The following is a 19,355-nucleotide window of genomic DNA, read 5'->3' on the forward strand; positions in this document are numbered from 1 at the left end:
AAGAGCGCCCCGCAGCTTTTAAGCGCAGCGTACTGCAGTACGTGAGCATTAAAAGCGAGGACGCAACGCCGCCTGGCCGACGACCCGGAGATCGTCCAGGGAATCTCAGACCTGGGGTTCACCCACGTGCAAGATCTTCATCGAGTTCGTGCCACCGGTGGTGTGGTAGCTGTCGCCCTTGGTCAAAATCACCCAGTCCCCCGGCTGCACCACGCCGCGTTTCACCAGCTCTTCAATCGCCGCTTCACTGATCTTGTTCGACGGCAGCGATGCCGGGTCGAACGGTACGGTGTACACGCCGCGGAACATGGCCACTCGGGCCTGGGTTTCACGGTGTGGGGTAAAGGCGAAGATCGGAACTTGCGAGCGCAGGCGCGACATGATCAGCGGGCTGTAGCCGCTTTCGGTCAGCGCGATGATCGCTTTAACGCCCGGGAAATGGTTGGCGGTGTACATGGCGGCCAGCGCTACGCTTTCATCGCAACGCTCGAAGGTGTGGCCCAGGCGGTGGCTGGAGCGCTTGTTGGTCGGGTGCTTTTCAGCGCCCAGACACACGCGGGCCATGGCCTTGACCGCTTCGATCGGGTACATACCGGCAGCGCTTTCGGCCGAGAGCATCACGGCGTCGGTGAAGTCCAGCGCGGCGTTGGCCACGTCCGATACTTCGGCGCGCGTCGGCATCGGGCTGCTGATCATCGACTCCATCATCTGCGTGGCGGTGATCACCGCTTTGTTCAGGCGACGCGCGTGGAGAATGATTTTCTTCTGAATGCCCACCAGCTCGGCATCACCGATTTCTACGCCTAGGTCGCCACGGGCGACCATTACGGCGTCACTGGCGCGAATCAGGCCATCCAGGGTTTCGTCGTCGGCAACCGCTTCGGCGCGTTCGATTTTCGCCACCAGCCAGGCGGTGCCACCGGCTTCGTCACGCAGACGGCGGGCCAGTTCCATGTCGGCCGCATCGCGCGGGAAGGAGACGGCGAGGTAGTCCAGCTCCATTTCGGCAGCCAGCTTGATGTCGGCTTTGTCCTTGGCGGTCAGGGCTGGCGCGGTGAGGCCACCGCCACGACGGTTGATGCCTTTGTGGTCCGACAGCGGGCCGCCGATCAGCACGCGGCAGTGCAATTCGTCAGCGGTGGTGGATTCCACCAGCATCACCACACGACCGTCGTCGAGCAGCAGCTCGTCGCCGGTTTTGCAGTCTTTGATCAGGTCCGGGTAGTCGATACCGACCACTTCTTGCGTGCCGGCATCGCGCGGGTGGGTGACCGAGAAGCGGAAGCTGTCGCCTTCTTTGAGTTCGATGCGCTTGTCAGCGAATTTGGCGATACGGATTTTCGGGCCTTGCAGGTCGCCGAGCAGTGCGACGAAACGCCCGTGCTTGGCGGCGATTTCACGAACCAGGAGGGCGCGCGCTTTGTGTTCGTCGGGGGTGCCGTGGGAGAAGTTCAGGCGACAGACGTCGACGCCCGCGAGAATCAATTGTTCCAACACTTCCGGGGAATTGCTGGCGGGACCGAGGGTGGCGACGATTTTGGTGCGGCGAAAGGTCATGCGAAAGACTCCGAAGGGCGAGCAGAAGCCGAGGCTACTATGCTGCGCCGCTGTAGTCATTGTTCGCTTGCACTACCTTACTCCTCGTTATATGGCGCACTGCTCAAGGTGTGATGGTGTTCAGCGCGGTGTCCAGATGACGCTCGGCTTTGTCGCGCAATTCGCTGTTGGGGTATTGCGCCAGCAATTGGCGCAGGTACTCGATGGCCTTGTCGCGACTGGGGTGCGGGTTGTCCGGCGCCAGGTACATGAGCGCTACTTGGTACAGCGCTTCTTCTTTGATCGAGGGTTCGACTGCGGGGTCTTTGAGCGCCACGCGGTACAGCTCCTCCGCGTCGGCGACGCGGTCTTTGAGCACCGCGCGGCGTGAGAGCAGGGTCATATCCGGGTCGAGGCTAGGCTGGTCCAGGTTGAGGTTCTGGCTGGGCTTCCAGTTGGCCAGCAGTTCGCGGGCGTTCTGTTGCAGCGGCTCGTTGGCGCGCTGATTGATCAGCGCAATGCGCTGTTCACTGCGCGCTGCGGCGCGGGTTTGGCCGAACTCATTGCGCACTTTATAAAAGGTGTTGAGGGCTTTGGTGTCGTCGCGTTGGTCATTGAAACGACTCATATAAATGAGGCCGATCTGGTACAGCGAGATGGCCCGCACCTCGTCGCTCAGCTTGTCGTCCTGATAGCCCTGCAAGTACGTGTTTTCAGCTTTGGCGCTGGTGCCGTCGCGAATGGCCATGGCGCTGTAGGTGAGCAAGTCGCCTTCGTCTTCGATGGCGCCGAGCATGCGGTTGTTTTTGCTTTCCTTGGATTCGGCCACTTCCTGCGTGGTGACCTGGGCGATAAACAGCGGCGTGGTAGGTGCGCAGCCGGGCACAAGTAGGCAATACAACAGCGGCACAAAGCGGCGGGCGGGCATGGGCGTTCCTTGGCTTTTATAGAAGTGCCGGGCGGTGCGCTGCGGCCCGGTTCGGCCAGTCTCAGTCAGGCGGCGCAGATGGACCAAGGGCGCTGACGCATCTCCAATCGGAGGATATGCTCAGCCTGCTCTGCAGTTTTTCTGAAGGCTGTCGATACACTCCACATCGGAGGATTTGCCCATGCGATTTTTACTTATTGGTGCGTTGGTGCTCTACGCCGCAGGCTGCAACAGCATGACCATGGATTACCACCTGGATCAGGCTTACCAGGAATACAACGCCGGCAATTGCGACAAGGCCATGCTGGAGCTGTCGCAGGCCGAGCGCAAAAGCCGTTCGCGCAGTTATGTACAACCGGAAATCTCGCTGTTGCGCGGCCAGTGCCTGGAGCGTGAAAACCTTTCGTGGACGCGGCGCAAACGTACCAGTTCATCATCGCGCGCTACCCGTCGAGCGAGTACGCCTACCGCGCCCGCGCGCGTTTGGACACGTTGCAGCAGCTTGGCCACCGGCCGAGCGAAACCGCCAAAACGTCCGCTGCACCGCTGTAGTTTTCTCAGCGCCGGCGTTGCGCTATTGGCAAGCCCACAGCGCTTAGCGAAGATAGCCAGGCGCTGACGTGGCGTTGATTCAAGGAGGAAGGTGATGCGCGTGTGGTTGTTATGCGTCGCGCTGCTGCCTAGTGTGGCGGCGGCAGAAATCTACAAATGGACGGATGCCAATGGCACGGTGCACTTCGACCAGCGCCAGGTATCAGGCTCGGCGCCTGTGGCGGTGAAGCCGCAAGTGATCGAGCGCGATGAAGCCACCCGCCAGCGCCAGGAACGCACCGACAATTTCTACAACGCTCGCCGTGAAGAGCAAGCGCAAGCCCAGCAGCGCGCGAGCAAACAGCAGGCCGAAGTCCACAACTACTGCGCAAGCCTACGCAACAAACTGGCGCAGATTCCCCCTGGTAGCACGTACTACTCCGTCAACGACAAGGGCGACCGCGAGTATTACAGCGACCAGCAACTGGACACCGCTCGTCGCCAAATCAGCCAACAAATTGCTCGCGACTGCGACTGAGGCTGGCCCTCCCTATAAGCAGCGGCCATACTCAGGGGCCGTCCATAGCGATTTGCCATCATGCGAAGTGAACGCCGAATCGATCGACATCAGCTGCCGTCTTACCTGAATGTCTTCAACCGCATCACCGACAAACCCATGGGCCATATCGGCAACGTGTCGCTGGATGGCTTGATGCTGATCAGCGAGCTGCCCATGCTCGTTGGCGCGCGGTTTGAAATGTGTTTGAAAATTCCGGGGCCGACTGGCCAGCGCATCATCAACTTCTCCGCCACCTGCCAATGGTGCCGCGAAGATGTAACCCCCGGCGGCTGGGACTCCGGCTTCTCGCTGGTGGCACCGCCGCCGGACTACGTGGAAATGGTTGACGCGTTGCGTCAGTACTTCACGTTTCAAACCTTGGCTACGCCGGTTTAGCCGCTTTTTCGCTCTGCAATCAAAACCCTCTCCCCAGCCCTCTCCCGTAAACGGGCAGAGGGGGCGAAGTTGTGCACGATAATTCCGTCGACCGCTTGTGAGGAGAGGAGAAGGCGGGCCGTAACGCGGATTCAAAATTCTGTGTTGGGCTTCGCCTGTGGCTCAACCCAACCTACGGCCTGGCAAGGCGCCCCGCAGCTTTAAAGCGCAGCGTACTTTTGTACGTGAGCATTTAAAGCGAGGACGCAACGCCGCCAGGCCGACGCCCCGGCGATCGTCCAGGAATATTCCAACCAAATCGAGATCGTCGGGGCTAAGGCTTGGCAAGGCGCCCCGCAGCTTTAAAGCGCAGCGTACTTTTGTACGTGAGCATTTAAAGCGAGGACGCAACGCCGCCAGGCCGACGACCCGGCGATCGTCCAAGAAGAATCAAAACACTCCGGCTTTTTTCCAGGCCAGATAGCGTTCAACCAACTCCGGCCCCAACTGGCTCGGCCTTGCATCCAGCACCGGCACGCCATGGGCGATCAACCGTTCATGCAGCCCGGCCCGCGCGTTCAAATAATCCACCGTGCCGCAATAGGCCAGCGCCTCTTCGTAGTTGTGCACGGGGTTGTGGCGCAGGCTGTCGAGCACTTCTTCGCGCAAGCTGGTGATCAATACCCGGTGTTGGCGGCCGAGGCGTTTGGCGGCGGCTAGGAGCTCTTCGTCGTCTTCGTCGCGCAGGTTGCTGACGATCACCACCAGCGCGCGGCGGCGTTGGCGGGCGAGCAGGGCGTCGATGGCCGCGGCGTAATCGGCGGGACGTTGCGTGCTTTGCAGGTCGTACACGGCGTTAAGCAGCACGTTCAAATGCGCCTGCCCTTTGACCGGTGCCAGAAAGCGCGGCTGGTCGCCGGCAAACGTCGCCATGCCCACAGCGTCGCCTTGGCGCAAGGCCACGTAGCTGAGCAGCAGGCAGGCGTTGAGGGCGTGGTCGAAGTGCGAAAGGTCGCCGTCCTGGCTGCGCATACGCCGGCCGCAGTCGAGCAGGAAAATAATCTGCTGGTCGCGCTCGTCTTGGTATTCGCGGGCAATCGGGGTGCGTTTGCGCGCGGTGGCTTTCCAGTCGATTTGCCGCAAGGTGTCGCCGTCACGGAATTCGCGTAGCTGCTGAAACTCCTGACCCAAGCCACGGCGCTGTTGCTGGCGCACGCCCAGTTGCCCGAGCCAGTCGTCCACGCCTTTGAGGCTGGCGTCGTAGAGCCTTGCGAAGTCCGGGTACACGCGCGTGGCGCCTGGCAGCTCCACGTAGCGCCGGCCTTGCCAGAGTTTCAGTGGGCTGGGGATGCCCAACTCACAGCGTTCGAACGCGAAGTGCCCACGCACCAATGGCCGCACGCGGTAGCTGAATTGCGTTTGCTCGCCAGGGCGCAGCTCGATGCGTTGCGGCAGGTAGTCGACGTCCATGCCGGCGGGCACGTGGTCGAACACCTCGAGTTGCTGGCGATGTCGCAAGCCGTGTTGCGCAATCAGTTGCACCTCACCCCAGCGGCCGAGCGACAAGTTGCCGGGCAAGGTGCGTGTCAGCTGTGGCGAGGGCAGTTGCCGCAGCCACAACACGTCCAGGCCGCTGACCAGCAACAGTGCCAGCAGCGCCGCCCACCACAGCGTGTGCAAGGTTGGCGGCACATGCACGTCCACGGCCTGCAGAATGCCCAGCACAATGGCCAGGCTCAGCAAGCCGGCGAGCAGCAGCAACAGCAGGCGCGACGGTTTCATTGCGGCCCTTTATTAGCCGACATGGCGAAGTGGGTCATGGACGCGGCGCTGCCACCTGGTCGAGTAACTGTTGCAGCACCTGATCCACCGACAACCCTTCGATATCCAGTTCCGGCGACAAGCGCACGCGGTGACGCAGCACCGCCAGGGCGCAGCCTTTTACGTCGTCGGGGGTCACGAAGTCGCCGCCACGCAGCAGCGCACGGGCACGGCCGCCACGCACCAGGGCGATGGAGGCACGCGGGCCGGCGCCAATGGCCAGGCCTGGCCAGCTGCGTGTGGCGCGCGCCAGGCGCACGGCGTAGTCGAGCACTTGTTCATCAAGGGCCAGGTCGCTGGCGATTTTCTGCAGCGCCAGTACGTCTTTGGCTTGCAGCAGCGGGCGCAGTGGCACCACGTCGAGCATGTCGGCGCGCGATGAACGACTGACCTGGCGGACCATGGTCAGCTCTTCGTCGAGCTGCGGGTAATCCATGCGCAGCTTGAGCATAAAGCGGTCGAGCTCGGCTTCTGGCAGCGGGTACGTGCCTTCCTGCTCGATCGGGTTCTGCGTGGCCAGCACCATAAACGGCTGGGCCACCGCCAGCGCGCGACCTTCGAGCGTGACCTGACGTTCTTGCATCACTTCCAGCAGCGCCGCCTGGGTTTTCGCCGGGGCGCGGTTGATTTCGTCCGCCAGCAGCAAGTTGGTGAACACCGGGCCTTTGCGCAGCTTGAATTGCTCGGACTGCAGGTCGTACACCGCGTGGCCGGTGACGTCGCTTGGCATCAAGTCGGGCGTGAACTGGATGCGCGCGAATTCGCCGCCAAAACAGCGGGCCAGGGCGCGCACCAACAGGGTTTTACCCAAGCCGGGCACGCCTTCTAGCAACACGTGGCCGCCGGCCAACAGCGCCGTGAGCACGTCGTCGATAACGGCAGTCTGGCCGATCAGCGCTTTTTGCAATTCCTGGCGCAACGCTTGGGCCAGTTGAGTGGCGCGTTGACGCTGGGCGTTCGCCGGCGGCGCGGCAGGGGCCGGGGCGGGCGGTGGCGTCAGCGCGCCAACAATGGCAGCGGATGCTGGAGCCGGGGTGGGCTCCAGGGCTTGCGGGTCCAGCTCCAGTTCGGTGGCGGGGGCATCGACTGGGCGGCCGGGCTGATCGGGCGTCTGTTCGCTCATAGGGCATTCCTGAGGGTTTGCAGGTGGGCGACCTGGCGGGTGAATTCGGTGGCGGAGATCCGCTGTTTCGGCAGCGGACGCATGGCTTGGCTAATGGCACTGCTGGGTAAGCGACTGAGACGGCCGAGCACTTGCCATTGGGTGGCAATGTCCAGCCGTTCAAAACCTGGGTGACGACGGCGGGCCTGGCGCTGGATATCGCGCTGCAGCCCTTGCAGCAAGCTTTGCGCGCCACTGTTGCGGCGCAGGAAATCAGCGCTACCGCGCAGGTGTTCTTGAAGCTGGCGGCGGGCCAGGCTGGCCGGCGCGAGCAGCGGACCCTGACGACGGCCGTTGGCCCACAGTACCAGGGCGATCAGCAGCGCCAAGGCCACCAGCGCTTCGGGGAAGTTGCGCCACAGCAGCGTGAGCAAGTCGTCGCGGTCGGCGCGATACAGCAGCGTGACTTTGCTGTCTTGCGTCAGGTACCAGAGCAGCCAGGCGTTGTCGTAGTCGGCGATGCTTTCGTTCTGCCAGATCCAGCTGTCCGTCAGCACCGTTACCAGGCCGTCGCCGTGGTTGAGCTGCAGCATGTGCGTGGAGTCGGCACTGTTGGCCCAGGCTTGGGCCTGGTTCTTGGCGTCGAACAAGTGGTAGTCGGTATCGAAGTTGATATAGGCCGGCGCCTCTTCGTTTTCCAGGTACAGCTTGGTCAGCTCGGGGTAAAGGTCCGCGTCGGCCTCGTCGCCAGGCCCGGGTTCTTGCGGCTCGTCTGAATCGTCGCGCTGTGCGTCTTGTTCGCTGCTGTCTTCGGCAGTGGCTTGTTCTGAGTCTTCGCTGTCTTGGACTTCGGTGTCTTGGTCGAGGTCTTCCGTCAGCAGTTGGTGGATGCCCAGTTTGTCGAGCAGCAGGTCGTCACTTTTGCCTTCGTCTTCATCCCACAGCGACTCTGCCACCACCAGCAGATGCCCGCCTTTGGCTGCCCATGCCAACACGCGCTCGGTTTGCCGTGGGGTCATCTTTTCTCGCGTGCCCAACAGCAGCAAGGTATTGCCTTGGCTCGGCAAGGTGCTGAGCACCTCCAGGCCGTCGGCACGGGTGACGCTGATCTGCCGGTCTTTCAAAAAGGTTTCGGCCGCCAGGTAGGGGTTGGCGCCCACTTCCGGCGAGGGGCCGTGTTTGATTTCTTTTTGATAGGGCGTAGCCAGGCTCATCACATAGATAGCGGCCAAGCCGAGGAGGAAAAAGATCACCGCCGCGACGGCAAACGTGACGCGCCGGTTCATGCCTGCGCCCCCGTTTGGAACAAGCGACGCCAGCCTTCGCAAAGGCCGCGCTTGAGGTTGTCGGGTGGGTTTTGGTGCCCGTACGCGAGGTTTTGCCAATGGCGCGTGAGCACTTGGGTGAAGCGGGTGAGGTCGCCAAGCTCAAGGTTCTGGACCAATTGCTGCACTTCGCCCTCGGTGTGCGAGCCTTTGAGCGGCAGGTGGTAGTCGTGCAGCAAACGGCTGAGCAAGGCGCGGTAGAGCAAGCCCAGGGCTTCACGCGGCTGTTCGTTCCACAAGCGTTCGACGGTGCTGGCGACATCGTCTGGCAAGCTCTCCGGCGCCACGTCGAGGCCGAACAGCATGCTCGGCACCTCGCGCTTCTGCCGTTTGGGCAGAGATAGGCGTCCGGTGAACGTGCTCAGCCATTCGCGGTAGCGCCAGATAATCAGCACCACCAGCGCAATGACTGCGCCCCACAGGAACACTTCGACCGCCTTGGCCACCCACTTCATGCCTTGCCACGCTTCGAGCAGGTGCTTGATGCCCTCGAGCAGCGAGGACGCCTCGTCTTCTTTGCTGTCTTTGGCTTTTTTCGGTTCTTTCTTGGCATCGTCTCCGAAGCGCCAACGGGTGACGGTTTCGCGGTTCTCGAACGGCGGCGCGTCGAGAATTTTGCTGATGCTGGCTTGCGCGGCTTTGCTGGTCAGCGATTGGTTGGCGAGCCGGTCTTTGTCGGGGCCGAGCGGGTCGTCGAACGGAATCGGGCAACTGCCAACCACAGCCGGCTCATCGTCGGCCCAGGCGCTGCCCGGTGTGCTCAGCAGCAATGCGCTGAAGCCGAGCACCAACACATAGGCGATGCCGGTCAGCCGTTGGCGCAGGCGCCGGAACGTCAGCTCAATGTCCCAACCTTCCAGCGTGGTGCGCCGGTTCAGGTACAGGGTGAAACCGCACGCCACGTATACCGGCTCCCACACACACAGCACCAACACGTACAGGGAGTTGTACAAATGCTCCAGCCACAGCCATTCGCCGGCTTCCGGATTGATCAGGTTTTGCCAGTCCCAATCGGTTTTCATCTGCTGCGGCAGCATCAGGTAGAACAGTGCGGTAAGGCCGAACAGCAGCGCGGTTTCAACGTGCACGCCAATCACGGTGAGCCAGGTGGCGGCGCCGGTGCTGCGTTGGCCGAGCACCACCAGGCGCTTGCTGCGTGCTTCGCCGCCCAAGCCTTCCAGTTGCATGACCGGCAAATCGAAGCTGCGGGTGAAGCTCAGGCGTCGCCAGGTCAGGCTCGCCAGCAGTTGCGGCTTAAGCAGGCGCGGCCAGGCTTTGACGGCCTGCTTGATGGTCGGGGTATTGCCGAACAGTGCTTGCGACAAGATATGCAGCGGCAAGCGGTCGAACGCCGGCTTGAGCAACCAGAACAGGAACATAGTGACGCTAGGGTAGTTCCACAGCACCGCAGTGATCAGGGCGAACACCGGAAAGCTGATGAGGAAAAAACTGCCGAACAGCACGCGCAGGTGTTGCCGCGCCAGCAGCACGCCGAGGTCGATGGCTTCCCAGTTGCTGCGCGGGCGAATGGCCACGCTGGCGTCAGTCAGGCGCATGCACACCCCGACCGGCAAACACGAAATAGCTCAGCACCAACGTCCACAACCCGGCGCCGACGATGTATTTCACCATCGGCGTTGTGAAGGTCATCGACGACCAATAGGCCTCGATAAACGCGGCGATCAGCAAGAACAGGATGACCCCGGCTACCAGTTGCACGGCGCGCCCGGCAGCCAGGCGCAAAGCCTCGGCGCGGGTAAACCGGCCCGGCGCGAGCAGCGCCCAGCCCATCTTCAAGCCCGCCGCGCCGGAGAATACGATGCCAGTCAGCTCAAACGCGCCATGGCCGATCACGAACGACCAGAAGGTTTCGGTGTAGCCCACCTGGGTTAAGTGACCGGCCACGGCGCCGATGGTCAGGCCGTTGAATAGCAGGAAAAACAGACTGCCCAGGCCAAACAGCAAGCCGCTGGCGAAGGTCTGAAAGGAGATGCCGATGTTGTTCATGATGTAGTAGCCGAACATCATCCAGTCATCACCGGCGTCGCGTTCATTGCGGCCGATACGGCGGGCGTCGGGGTCGTACATCTGTTCCATGTCTGCGACCTGATCGGGCGCCATCACGCTGTAGATCAGGTCGGGGAAGGCATACACCAGCACGCCCATCAGAATCAGCGTGCCGAAGAACACCAGCGTGGCGATCAGCACGCTGCGCCATTCCTCACGCACCAAGCGGGCAAAACCGCCCAGCACAAATTGAATGATCTGTGCGCCCAAGTGGCTGCGGTGACGGTAGAACTGCTGGTGCCCGCGCATGGCCAGCAGTTGCAACTGATCGATCAGGTAACTGCTGTAACCACGTTCCTGCGCTAGCGCCAGTTGATGACACAGGCGCCGGTAGTCAGCGGCAAAGGCTTGGCTGGCTTCGGCGGAGGCTTTGCCACGCTCAAGGCTTTCGAGCAACGCGGTGAAGCGTTGCCACTCAGCTTGATGACGGCTCTCGAACACGGTCTGTTTCATGTTGGCCCCAGCAAGCCGCTGGCGATGCGGTTGAGCTGCTGTTCGGCCTGCTCGGCAGGCACTTGCAAGGGCTCGGCAAGAATGGCGGCCAATTCCTGACGGCGCGCGGCGGAGAGTTCGCCCTGACGTTCACTGAAGGCCATCACCGCGCGCTGCTCGTTGAGGCTCAGCGGGAACGGCGCCCGCAGCGGTTCGGCATTGGCGAGCGGCGGGCGCTTCAGCGCGACGTCGCGGTACACCACCACGCTGCCGGCGGCCAGGTCGCCAAGGCGCTTGAAGGTTCGGCTGTTCAGGCAGCTGACGATGCCGAAGGCATAGGAGAAGGGCAGCACATCCACAAAGCGCAGCAGGTTGCGTGTCAGCGAGGCGGCCCAGCCAATCGGCGTGCCGTCGTCGTGCACCACGCGCAGGCCCATGAACTGCTTGCCCGGAGACTGCCCTTGGTTGAGCACCTCGAACAGCACCATGTACCACCAGTTCACCAGGAAATACAAAATCGCGCCCAGGCCCATGCCCAGTTGGCCCAGCAGGGCTAACACAATGGCGGCGAAGCCCAGAATAAGGCCGCGAAGGCCCAGGTCGATGGCGAAGGCGAGGGCGCGTACCAGCAGGCCAGCAGGGCGCAAGGCCAGGTCGATGCCTTCCGGCGTTTCCACGTGAAAGCGCGTATCCAGCAAGGTGCCAGGCGCGGAGGGAAGAGCGGGGGAAGGGGAGTGAGGCATCGGGGCACGGCGTCGAGGAAAGCCCGATGCTAGCGAGCAGCAGGCGGGGAAGCAACCGGGCTATGCAGCAAGCCCGGTCGCATCGGGTCGACTTAGTTAGTCGGCACCGGACGCACACCGAAGATGGTGCGGTACAGCACGCCAATGGCCACAACCATCAACGGAATCAGCCACAGCAGGCCGATGAACAGGGTCAGACCGCTGAGGGCCATCAACACGCCGAAGATCATCAGCAAGCCGAACACTTTGAACCAGTGCTGGCCGATGGCTTTGCGGGAGGTTTCCAGTGCTTGCCACGGCGACAGGCCGCGCTCTACTACGAGCGGGATGGCGAGCATGTAGGCAACGCTCAGGTAGATGCCAGGAATCACAAACAGGAAATAGCCGACCATGATCAGCACGCTCATCAGCAACGCGGTGATGACAACCGGCACCGAGCGACCGAAGTGGCTGAACATTTCACCGAAGCGCACCGGCTGGCCGGCGGCGGCACGGATACCGACCATGTTGATGCCCGCCAGGAACGGGTAAACCATGGCGGTGGCCAGGAAGCCAAGGAGCATTGAGCCGATCATGAAAGCGAACATCGCGCCCACGGCCATGGAGCCGTCGTCGCCGCTCATCAGACCCAGGCCCGCTACGCCGGCCACACCGAAGATGGTGAGCACGATGGTGAGGATGTTCATGACCGCGAACAGCGCGGCGTAGAACACCACGAAGCCGCCGATGATGATGCCTTTGGTGCCCTTGGTCAGGCGCCAGGCTTCGCCCAGCAGGTCGCTGACGCCGAAGTCGTAACGGCGGCTCAACGCTTCTTCAATAGTGGGAACGCTGCCGGTATCTGCAATGGCTTGCAGGTTGCTGGCGGGTGCGGCGAAGGGATTTGGAGCAATGGATTCGGTCATGCTTACTTCCTTGTGGGTAGGTTCTCCGAGTGGCCGCATGCTAGCCGTCGGCCATCTCGGCGACAAGCCCCGCGCACGCGGCGTGTGCGGCGCTTCATACTTAGCGATGCCGCGTAAGCAGTAGCTTTCGGGTGACTGAGCGTCTGCGTCGTGGTTTTGCGCGGTGCTAGACTGCCGCCGCTTTCCATTCGCCATTTTCGCCCCGCAGGCCCGCATAAGGATTCGCCGTGAGCGCAAGCATCTTCTGGTACGACTACGAAACGACCGGCATCAACCCGCGCAGTGACCGACCGCTGCAAGTTGCCGGCATTCGCACCGATGAAGCGCTGAACGAAATCGGCGAGCCGGTGAATCTGTATTGCCGGCCCAGCGAAGACATCCTGCCGCACCCCATGGCCTGCCTGATTACCGGTATTACCCCGGAAACATTAGCCAGCAAGGGCCTGGATGAAGCCGACTTCATGACCCGCGTGCACGCTGAAATGGCCGCGCCCGCCACGTGCAGTGCCGGCTATAACAGCCTGCGCTTCGACGATGAGGTCACGCGCTACAGCCTGTACCGCAATTTTTTCGACCCTTACGCCCGTGAATGGCAAGGCGGCAATAGCCGCTGGGATTTGATCGACGTGGTGCGCACCGCCTATGCGTTGCGGCCCGAGGGCATTAATTGGCCGCAAGAAGAACAGCGCGTCAGCCTTAAGTTGGAACGATTAACTGCAGCCAACGGCATTGACCATGGCCAAGCACACGATGCGTTGTCGGATGTGCGCGCCACCATCGGCCTGGCCAAGTTGGTGCGCAGCGCGCAACCAAAACTGTACGACTACCTCTATCAACTGCGCAGCAAACAGAAGGTGCTCGACCAAGTTCGTCTTTTGCAACCGATGGTGCATATATCTGGCCGATTCTCTGCGGCGCGTAATTACTTGGCGGTGGTAATGCCGCTGGCCTGGCACCCGCGCAATCGCAACGCCCTGATTGTTTGCGATTTGCAGAGTGACCTCTCACCATTGTTGGAGCTTGACGGCGAAAACTTGCGCCGGTTGCTGTACACCCGCCGCGAGCAATTGGCTGAGGGGCAATTGCCGGTGCCGCTGAAACTTGTGCATATCAATCGTTGCCCCGTGGTAGCGCCCATGGGCGTGCTGCGTGAAGAAGATAAACAGCGCTTGCAACTGGATATGGCAACAATCGAACAGCGTGCCGAGCAACTACGCGCCAGCCAGGCAACTTGGCAGGAAAAATTGCAAACGGTTTATGCCGCCGAAGAATTCACCCCCAGCGAAGATCCGGAACAGCAGTTATATGACGGTTTTATAGGCGACCGTGATCGACGCTTGTGTGAACAAGTGCGCACCGCTGAACCGCAACGATTGGGCCAGGAACAATGGCCGTTCGATGATGCGCGATTGCCCGAACTATTGTTTCGCTACCGCGCGCGGAACTTTCCTCACACCCTCACGCCGGGCGAACAAGAGCAATGGCGCTTATTCTGCCAGCAGCGTTTAAGCGCGCCACAATGGGGCGCGCCCAATACCTTGGCGGCGTTCGACAGCGCTTTGCAGCAGGCCTGGGGCACGGCAGATGCCGCGCAGCAGGCTATGCTGCAGCAATGGCAGAACTACGCGCTGGATTTGCGCCAGCGTTATGAGCTGCCCTAGGCATCAGAAAAACCAGGCAATAAAAAACGCCGGCATAAGCCGGCGTTTTTTCATGTCTCGCTGAGCAATCTGAAACGCACTCGCGTGGTTTGCAGATTGGCCAAGCTGCATTAGTCGAGCAGAGTTGCCCAGCCTTCAACGGCTGCAGCGCCCCACTTGGCTTTCCACTCTTTCAAGGTTTTGTGGTTGCCACCTTTGGTTTCGATGACTTCACCGGTGTTCGGGTTTTTATATTGCTTAACTTTACGAGCACGCTTGCTGCCAGTGGCTTTAGCGGCACGTGGGGCTTTGCTGGATTTAGCATCTGGATCGAGCATGGCAACGATGTCACGCAGCGATTTCTGGTATTCGCCCATCAGCGTGCGCAGTTTGCCTTCGAATTCCAGTTCTTTTTTCAGCTTGTCATCCTGCGAGAGGTTTTTCAGGCGCTCTTGCAGTTCTTTGATGGCTTCTTCTGTTGCGCGGTATTCATTGATCAGAGACATGGGCGATACCTTGAATCGGAGGTCGGGGGTTAGTGTTGGTGATAATAGTCACGCACTTAATACAAGTAAACATGTTTGAAAAGTTTTGCCTGAATTAGTTTCGAGACTATTGCGCTCGTTGTGTAAGACCAACCCAGCGCTAAATAGTTAAAGTGACTTTGCGTTACTCGGGTTTAAATCCCTGCACAGTGCAGGGCCATATGCACGCGGCGCCAAGGTGCGTGCGCCACTGCTGAAGTTTTCCCGCGCTGTCGCTAGAATGGCGGCCTTTGTGAGTTTCTGGAGTTCCCGCATGCGCACTTTTCGCTTGGTAATCGCCTGCCCCGACGGCGTCGGTATCGTTGCCAAGGTCAGTAACTTTCTGGCGACCTATAACGGTTGGATCACCGAAGCGAGTCATCATTCGGATAACCAAAGTGGCTGGTTCTTTATGCGCCACGAAATTCGCGCCGACTCGCTGCCCTTCGATCTCGACGGTTTCCGCCAGGCCTTCGCGCCCATCGCCAAACAGTTCTCGATGGAATGGCGCATTACTGATTCAGAGCAAAAGAAGCGCGTGGTGCTGATGGCCAGCCGCGAATCGCACTGCCTGGCCGATTTGCTGCACCGCTGGCACAGCGATGAGCTGGACTGCGAAATTCCGTGCGTGATCTCCAACCACAACGACCTGCGCAGCATGGTCGAGTGGCATGGCATCCCCTTCCATCACGTGCCGGTCAATCCGTTGAATAAAGAGCCGGCATTCACCGAGGTGACCCGCCTGGTGCGTGAAGTGGGCGCCGACGTGGTGGTGCTTGCCCGTTACATGCAGATTCTGCCGCCAGAGCTGTGCCAAGAGTTCGCCCAGCGCGTCATCAACATTCACCACAGCTTCCTGCCCTCGTTTATCGGCGCCAAGCCTTATCACCAGGCCTCGCTGCGCGGCGTCAAGCTGATTGGCGCGACCTCGCACTACGTCACCGAAGAGCTGGATGCCGGCCCGATCATCGAGCAAGACGTGGTCCGCATCAGCCACCGCGACAGCATTGAAGAGCTGGTGCGCCTGGGTAAAGACGTGGAAAAAATGGTGCTCGCCCGTGGCTTGCGCTATCACTTGGAAGACCGCGTGCTGGTGCACAACAACAAAACCGTGGTGTTCGATTAACCCTTGCGAGGCAGCCCATGAGTGATCCCCTCGACCGCGCCACCTCCACCGCGCCCGCGACGTTGGGCGAAGGTTGCCTGAGCCGCTATGACCCGGAGGCGATGGACGAACAAACGGGTACCGAGTTTGAAGAGGCGGCCAGGCTTTGGGATGAGTTGCATCCAGAGTCGGATAAAAAGCCTGACGCGTGAGGGAGGGCTGGGTTGGGCGTCGCTGCGCAGCGACGCCCAACGGCTAGAACGACGCGTTAAATGCGGAAACTGTCCACCAACTGCTTGAGCCGCGTGGCCTGCTGTTCAAGGTCACCACATGCACGCAAGGTGGCATGCAGGTTCTCGACACCTTCCTGGTTGAGCATGTTGATCTCGCTGATGTCCATGTTCAGCGATTCCACCACCGAGGTTTGCTCCTCGGTAGCGGTGGCAACCGATTGGTTCATGCCGTCGATTTCGCCAATGCGCTGGGTCACGCTGCCCAGGCGCTCGCCGGCGCGGTTGGCGATTTCCACGCTTTCTTCGCTGTAGCGCTGGCTCTCGGTCATGGTGGTGACCGACTCACGCGAGCCCACTTGCAGCTCTTCGATCATCTTTTGAATTTCCTGCGCCGATTCCTGGGTGCGGTGCGCCAGGTTGCGCACTTCATCGGCCACCACGGCAAACCCGCGCCCGGCTTCACCGGCCCGCGCGGCCTCGATGGCGGCGTTGAGCGCCAGAAGGTTGGTTTGCTGGGAGATGCTCTTGATCACTTCCAGAATCTGACCGATGTCGACGGTTTTGCCGTTGAGCGTTTCGATGTTGCCGCACGAGGTGCGGATTTTGTCGGACAGCTCGTTCATCGCCACGATGGTTTTCTCCACCACCTGACGCCCGTCTTCGGCCAGCACCTTGGCGTCCGACGCTTGCGTGGAGGCGTCGGCGGCGTTGCGGGCGATTTCCTGCGCCGCTGCACCGAGCTGGTTAATCGCCGCCGCCACGCTATTGGTGCGGTTGGCCTGCTCGTCGGAGTTCACCATTGAGGAGTTGGAGGCATTGACCACCAGCTTCGCCACTTCATTGACCTGTGCCGTGGCCGAGGACACTTCCCGGATCGAGCTATGAATACGTTCGACGAACTGGTTGAACGAGGAGGCCAGGTCGCCGAACTCGTCGTTGGACTGCACAGCCAGGCGCTTGGTCAGATCGCCTTCGCCTTGGGCGATGTTGCGCATGGCGCCGGCCATGACATGCAGCGGTTGCATCAGCACGCGAATCAGCATGCCCAGCAGGAACAGGATTCCGACCACGGCGACGATGGTCATGATGATGGCCGAGGCGCGAAATTCGGTGAGCATTGAATACGCTTTGTCTTTATCGACCGACAAGCCCAGGTACCACTTCACCGACGGCAGGCCGTTCACCGGGGCAAAGGTGAGAATGCGCGCTTCGCCATTGGCCTCGGCTTCGCTGATGGCGCTGCTGATGCTCGGCGTGTTGGTGGGGTAGAGGTCTTTGAGGTTTTTCATCACCAGATTTTTGTCTGGGTGCACCAGGATCTTGCCGTCGGCGCTTACCAGAAAGGCGTAGCCCATGCCGCCGAAGTCCAGGGAGTTGATGATTTTCACCAAGGCATTAAGGCTCAGGTCTCCGCCAACCACACCGGCCGTTTGCGCGGGCGTGGCGATCGTGATGATCAGCGCGCCGGTGGCGGCATCCACATAGGGTTCGGTCAGCGTGGTGGTGCCGGCGGCCATGGCGTCTTTGTACCAAGGGCGTGTACGCGGATCGTAACCGGCGGGCATTTCGCTGGTGGGGCGCATGATGAATGAACCATCGGCACTGCCCAGGTAGGTGAAGTCGAAGGTGGATTTCTGCGCCTTTTGCTCCAACAGTTTGGCCACGGCATCGGGTTCGCTGTTGGCGGCAATGCTTTGCGCGGTGCTCTCCACCAGCACGATGCGCCCCGCCAGCCAGTTCTGGATGTTGCTAGCCGTCACCTCACCCATTTCTTGCAAATAGTTGTTCAAGTCGTCCCGGATGGCATTGCGTTGCAGGTAATCGTTGTACAGCGTGAATAGCGCGAATGCGGCGATCACCACTAACGAGGCCGCAAGCAGAATCTTGTGGCTGAACTTCAGGTTTTTGGTCATGGCTTGTTGCGTCCGGTTGGCGCTGGCGCCAGTCTTGGCTGGCTAGCAGGCGTGTGTCGATCGACTCGGCTCCGTGTCTTTTTTTATGTCGGCCACACTGCATTAAAGCTTTAAATCAGGAGAGCGAAATGCCAGGGCATAACGAATTCTTTCTCGGCGCCGATCCGGCCGGGCAACCGGTGGCGCAGGCGATGCGCTTGGCCAACCGTCACGGCCTGATCGCCGGCGCCACCGGCACCGGCAAAACCGTGACCTTGCAGCACTTGATGGAAGCCTTCAGCGACGCTGGTGTGGCGGTTTTTGCTGCTGACATCAAGGGCGACTTATGCGGCATCGGTGCAGCCGGCACGCCGCAGGGCAAGGTGGCCGAGCGCATCGCCAGCATGCCCTGGCTCAACCACACGCCGCAGGCCTACCCCGTTACCCTGTGGGATGTGCAGGGCAGCAGCGGCCATCCGCTGCGCACCACGTTGAGCGAGATGGGGCCGCTGCTGCTGAGTAATCTGCTTGAGCTGAGCGACAGCCAGCAAGCCGCGCTCTACGCCACCTTTCAAGTGGCCGACCGTGAAGGCTTGCTGCTGCTGGATTTGAAAGACCTCAAAGCCATGCTCCATCACCTCAAAGAGCACCCACAACTGCTCGGCGATGACAGCGCGTTATTCACCAGCGGCTCCAGTCAGGCACTGTTGCGCCGGCTGGCGGTATTGGAACAGCAGGGCGCCGACGCCTTGTTTGGCGAGCCGGCGTTGCAGCTGGAAGACATTCTGCACCCCGACGCCGATGGCCGTGGCCGCATTCACCTGCTCGACGCCAGCCGGCTGGTGCACGAAGCGCCAAAGGTGTACGCCACCTTTTTGCTGTGGCTGCTGGCCGAGTTGTTCGAACAACTGCCCGAGCGCGGCGACGCCGACAAACCATTGCTGGCGCTGTTTTTCGACGAAGCTCACCTGTTATTCGCCAACACGCCCAAGGCCCTGCAAGAACGATTGGAGCAGGTGGTGCGGCTGATTCGTTCCAAAGGCGTCGGCGTGTATTTCGTCACCCAGTCGCCGAGCGACCTGCCAGACGACGTGCTGGCGCAATTGGGGCTGCGCATCCAGCACGGCTTACGCGCGTTCACCGCCAAAGAGCAGAAATCCCTGCGCGCCGTCGCCGATGGGTTCCGCAGCAACCCGGCGTTCGACACCTTGAGCGTGCTGACCGAGTTGGGCATTGGCGAAGCGCTGGTCAGCACGCTAGAGGAAAAGGGCACGCCGGCCATGGTCCAGCGCGTGGCCATTGCACCGCCGCAATCGCGCATCGGGCCACTGACCGAAGCCGAGCGCACGTCGTTAATTCGCCAGTCGCCACAAGCCGGGCGCTACGACAAACCCATCGACCGCGAGTCTGCCTACGAACGCCTGACCACGCGCGCCGCCGCCAGTAGCGAAGCGCAAAACGCGCCGCCTGTGGAGGCAGGCAAGAGCGGTGGCAGCTTCGCCGACATGGCGGGCGAGTTGCTCGGCGGTGTCGCCGGTCAGGCGTTGAAGAGCGCAGCACGGCAAGCGGCCAATCAAATTGGTCGCGAGTTGGTGCGTGGCTTGTTGGGTTCGTTACTTGGAAAGAAACGCCGCTGA

Annotated in this window: 17 protein-coding genes and 1 pseudogene; 7 read left to right on the top strand and 11 right to left on the bottom strand. The window is 61.3% G+C overall.

Features of this window, described 5'->3' with window-relative positions:
* Nucleotides 1–105: 105 nt before the first annotated feature.
* Nucleotides 106–1,557, bottom strand: a complete 1,452-nt coding sequence (gene pyk, locus ACZZZP_RS04530; RefSeq protein ID WP_463381936.1) for a pyruvate kinase — start codon at nt 1,555–1,557, stop codon at nt 106–108.
* Nucleotides 1,558–1,660: 103 nt separating this feature from the next.
* Nucleotides 1,661–2,464: a tetratricopeptide repeat protein gene (locus ACZZZP_RS04535; RefSeq protein ID WP_122492684.1), complete on the bottom strand. Its 804-nt coding sequence runs from the start codon at nt 2,462–2,464 to the stop codon at nt 1,661–1,663.
* A 181-nt stretch (nt 2,465–2,645) separates the two neighbouring features.
* Here ACZZZP_RS04535 and ACZZZP_RS04540 point away from each other — a divergent pair.
* From ACZZZP_RS04540 to ACZZZP_RS04550, 3 genes and pseudogenes are all read left to right on the top strand, one after another.
* Nucleotides 2,646–3,016 (top strand): annotated as a pseudogene (locus ACZZZP_RS04540) (tetratricopeptide repeat protein).
* 94 nt (nt 3,017–3,110) lie between these two features.
* Nucleotides 3,111–3,533: a DUF4124 domain-containing protein gene (locus tag ACZZZP_RS04545; RefSeq protein ID WP_122492682.1), complete on the top strand. Its 423-nt coding sequence runs from the start codon at nt 3,111–3,113 to the stop codon at nt 3,531–3,533.
* 60 nt (nt 3,534–3,593) lie between these two features.
* A complete protein-coding gene (locus ACZZZP_RS04550; protein WP_122492681.1) occupies nt 3,594–3,950 on the top strand; it encodes a PilZ domain-containing protein in 357 nt (118 codons plus the stop codon).
* Between the two features lie 429 nt (nt 3,951–4,379).
* Here the strand turns inward: ACZZZP_RS04550 and ACZZZP_RS04555 are convergent, their stop codons facing one another.
* The 7 genes from ACZZZP_RS04555 to ACZZZP_RS04585 all read right to left on the bottom strand — a co-directional run bounded on the left by ACZZZP_RS04555 (nt 4,380) and on the right by ACZZZP_RS04585 (nt 12,324).
* Nucleotides 4,380–5,711, bottom strand: a complete 1,332-nt coding sequence (locus ACZZZP_RS04555; protein WP_463381938.1) for a DUF58 domain-containing protein — start codon at nt 5,709–5,711, stop codon at nt 4,380–4,382.
* A 34-nt stretch (nt 5,712–5,745) separates the two neighbouring features.
* A complete protein-coding gene (locus ACZZZP_RS04560; RefSeq protein ID WP_463536299.1) occupies nt 5,746–6,873 on the bottom strand; it encodes an AAA family ATPase in 1,128 nt (375 codons plus the stop codon).
* The gene (locus ACZZZP_RS04565) at nt 6,870–8,138 is read right to left on the bottom strand and encodes a DUF4350 domain-containing protein (protein ID WP_463381940.1); all 1,269 of its coding nucleotides are present in this window, start codon (nt 8,136–8,138) and stop codon (nt 6,870–6,872) included. Before ACZZZP_RS04565 ends, ACZZZP_RS04560 begins: the two co-directional genes overlap by 4 nt.
* On the bottom strand, nt 8,135–9,733 hold the full coding sequence (locus ACZZZP_RS04570) for a DUF4129 domain-containing protein (RefSeq protein ID WP_463381941.1): 1,599 nt from the start codon (nt 9,731–9,733) through the stop codon (nt 8,135–8,137). The genes ACZZZP_RS04565 and ACZZZP_RS04570 overlap by 4 nt, the downstream gene beginning before the upstream one ends.
* The gene (locus ACZZZP_RS04575) at nt 9,720–10,697 is read right to left on the bottom strand and encodes a stage II sporulation protein M (RefSeq protein WP_122493119.1); all 978 of its coding nucleotides are present in this window, start codon (nt 10,695–10,697) and stop codon (nt 9,720–9,722) included. Before ACZZZP_RS04575 ends, ACZZZP_RS04570 begins: the two co-directional genes overlap by 14 nt.
* On the bottom strand, nt 10,694–11,419 hold the full coding sequence (locus tag ACZZZP_RS04580; RefSeq protein WP_122492677.1) for an RDD family protein: 726 nt from the start codon (nt 11,417–11,419) through the stop codon (nt 10,694–10,696). Before ACZZZP_RS04580 ends, ACZZZP_RS04575 begins: the two co-directional genes overlap by 4 nt.
* Nucleotides 11,420–11,511: 92 nt before the next feature.
* The gene (locus tag ACZZZP_RS04585; RefSeq protein WP_122492676.1) at nt 11,512–12,324 is read right to left on the bottom strand and encodes a DUF975 family protein; all 813 of its coding nucleotides are present in this window, start codon (nt 12,322–12,324) and stop codon (nt 11,512–11,514) included.
* Between the two features lie 227 nt (nt 12,325–12,551).
* On the opposite strand from ACZZZP_RS04585, the gene sbcB reads away from it, so the two are divergent.
* Nucleotides 12,552–13,985: an exodeoxyribonuclease I gene (gene sbcB / locus ACZZZP_RS04590; protein ID WP_463381942.1), complete on the top strand. Its 1,434-nt coding sequence runs from the start codon at nt 12,552–12,554 to the stop codon at nt 13,983–13,985.
* Nucleotides 13,986–14,095: 110 nt separating this feature from the next.
* Here sbcB and mvaT read toward each other — a convergent pair whose 3' ends face one another.
* On the bottom strand, nt 14,096–14,470 hold the full coding sequence (mvaT, locus tag ACZZZP_RS04595; protein ID WP_122492674.1) for a histone-like nucleoid-structuring protein MvaT: 375 nt from the start codon (nt 14,468–14,470) through the stop codon (nt 14,096–14,098).
* Between the two features lie 292 nt (nt 14,471–14,762).
* On the opposite strand from mvaT, the gene purU reads away from it, so the two are divergent.
* Both purU and ACZZZP_RS04605 read left to right on the top strand, forming a co-directional pair.
* Entirely contained in the window at nt 14,763–15,614 is an 852-nt protein-coding gene (gene purU, locus ACZZZP_RS04600; protein ID WP_463381943.1) for a formyltetrahydrofolate deformylase, read from the top strand.
* Nucleotides 15,615–15,631: 17 nt separating this feature from the next.
* Nucleotides 15,632–15,805, top strand: a complete 174-nt coding sequence (locus ACZZZP_RS04605) for a hypothetical protein (protein ID WP_463381944.1) — start codon at nt 15,632–15,634, stop codon at nt 15,803–15,805.
* 56 nt (nt 15,806–15,861) lie between these two features.
* On the opposite strand, the gene ACZZZP_RS04610 is transcribed toward ACZZZP_RS04605, so the two are convergent.
* Complete coding sequence (locus tag ACZZZP_RS04610) at nt 15,862–17,739, bottom strand: methyl-accepting chemotaxis protein (protein ID WP_463381945.1); 1,878 nt, start codon at nt 17,737–17,739, stop codon at nt 15,862–15,864.
* A gap of 128 nt (nt 17,740–17,867) precedes the next feature.
* Between ACZZZP_RS04610 and ACZZZP_RS04615 the strand changes: the two genes are divergently transcribed.
* Complete coding sequence (locus tag ACZZZP_RS04615) at nt 17,868–19,355, top strand: helicase HerA-like domain-containing protein (RefSeq protein WP_463381946.1); 1,488 nt, start codon at nt 17,868–17,870, stop codon at nt 19,353–19,355.

Source organism: Pseudomonas sp. AC211, from assembly GCF_979258055.1.

Excerpts from the sequence above, each read along its gene's own strand:
- ACZZZP_RS04585 (WP_122492676.1), bottom strand. The coding sequence starts at position 12,324 with ATGACCGAATCCATTGCTCCAAATCCCTTCGCCGCACCCGCCAGCAAC.
- ACZZZP_RS04545 (WP_122492682.1), top strand. The coding sequence starts at position 3,111 with ATGCGCGTGTGGTTGTTATGCGTCGCGCTGCTGCCTAGTGTGGCGGCG.
- pyk (WP_463381936.1), bottom strand. The coding sequence starts at position 1,557 with ATGACCTTTCGCCGCACCAAAATCGTCGCCACCCTCGGTCCCGCCAGC.
- mvaT (WP_122492674.1), bottom strand. The coding sequence starts at position 14,470 with ATGTCTCTGATCAATGAATACCGCGCAACAGAAGAAGCCATCAAAGAA.
- ACZZZP_RS04570 (WP_463381941.1), bottom strand. The coding sequence starts at position 9,733 with ATGCGCCTGACTGACGCCAGCGTGGCCATTCGCCCGCGCAGCAACTGG.
- ACZZZP_RS04605 (WP_463381944.1), top strand. The coding sequence starts at position 15,632 with ATGAGTGATCCCCTCGACCGCGCCACCTCCACCGCGCCCGCGACGTTG.
- ACZZZP_RS04550 (WP_122492681.1), top strand. The coding sequence starts at position 3,594 with ATGCGAAGTGAACGCCGAATCGATCGACATCAGCTGCCGTCTTACCTG.
- purU (WP_463381943.1), top strand. The coding sequence starts at position 14,763 with ATGCGCACTTTTCGCTTGGTAATCGCCTGCCCCGACGGCGTCGGTATC.
- ACZZZP_RS04610 (WP_463381945.1), bottom strand. The coding sequence starts at position 17,739 with ATGACCAAAAACCTGAAGTTCAGCCACAAGATTCTGCTTGCGGCCTCG.
- ACZZZP_RS04575 (WP_122493119.1), bottom strand. The coding sequence starts at position 10,697 with ATGAAACAGACCGTGTTCGAGAGCCGTCATCAAGCTGAGTGGCAACGC.
- ACZZZP_RS04580 (WP_122492677.1), bottom strand. The coding sequence starts at position 11,419 with ATGCCTCACTCCCCTTCCCCCGCTCTTCCCTCCGCGCCTGGCACCTTG.
- ACZZZP_RS04615 (WP_463381946.1), top strand. The coding sequence starts at position 17,868 with ATGCCAGGGCATAACGAATTCTTTCTCGGCGCCGATCCGGCCGGGCAA.
- ACZZZP_RS04535 (WP_122492684.1), bottom strand. The coding sequence starts at position 2,464 with ATGCCCGCCCGCCGCTTTGTGCCGCTGTTGTATTGCCTACTTGTGCCC.
- ACZZZP_RS04555 (WP_463381938.1), bottom strand. The coding sequence starts at position 5,711 with ATGAAACCGTCGCGCCTGCTGTTGCTGCTGCTCGCCGGCTTGCTGAGC.
- ACZZZP_RS04560 (WP_463536299.1), bottom strand. The coding sequence starts at position 6,873 with ATGAGCGAACAGACGCCCGATCAGCCCGGCCGCCCAGTCGATGCCCCC.
- ACZZZP_RS04565 (WP_463381940.1), bottom strand. The coding sequence starts at position 8,138 with ATGAACCGGCGCGTCACGTTTGCCGTCGCGGCGGTGATCTTTTTCCTC.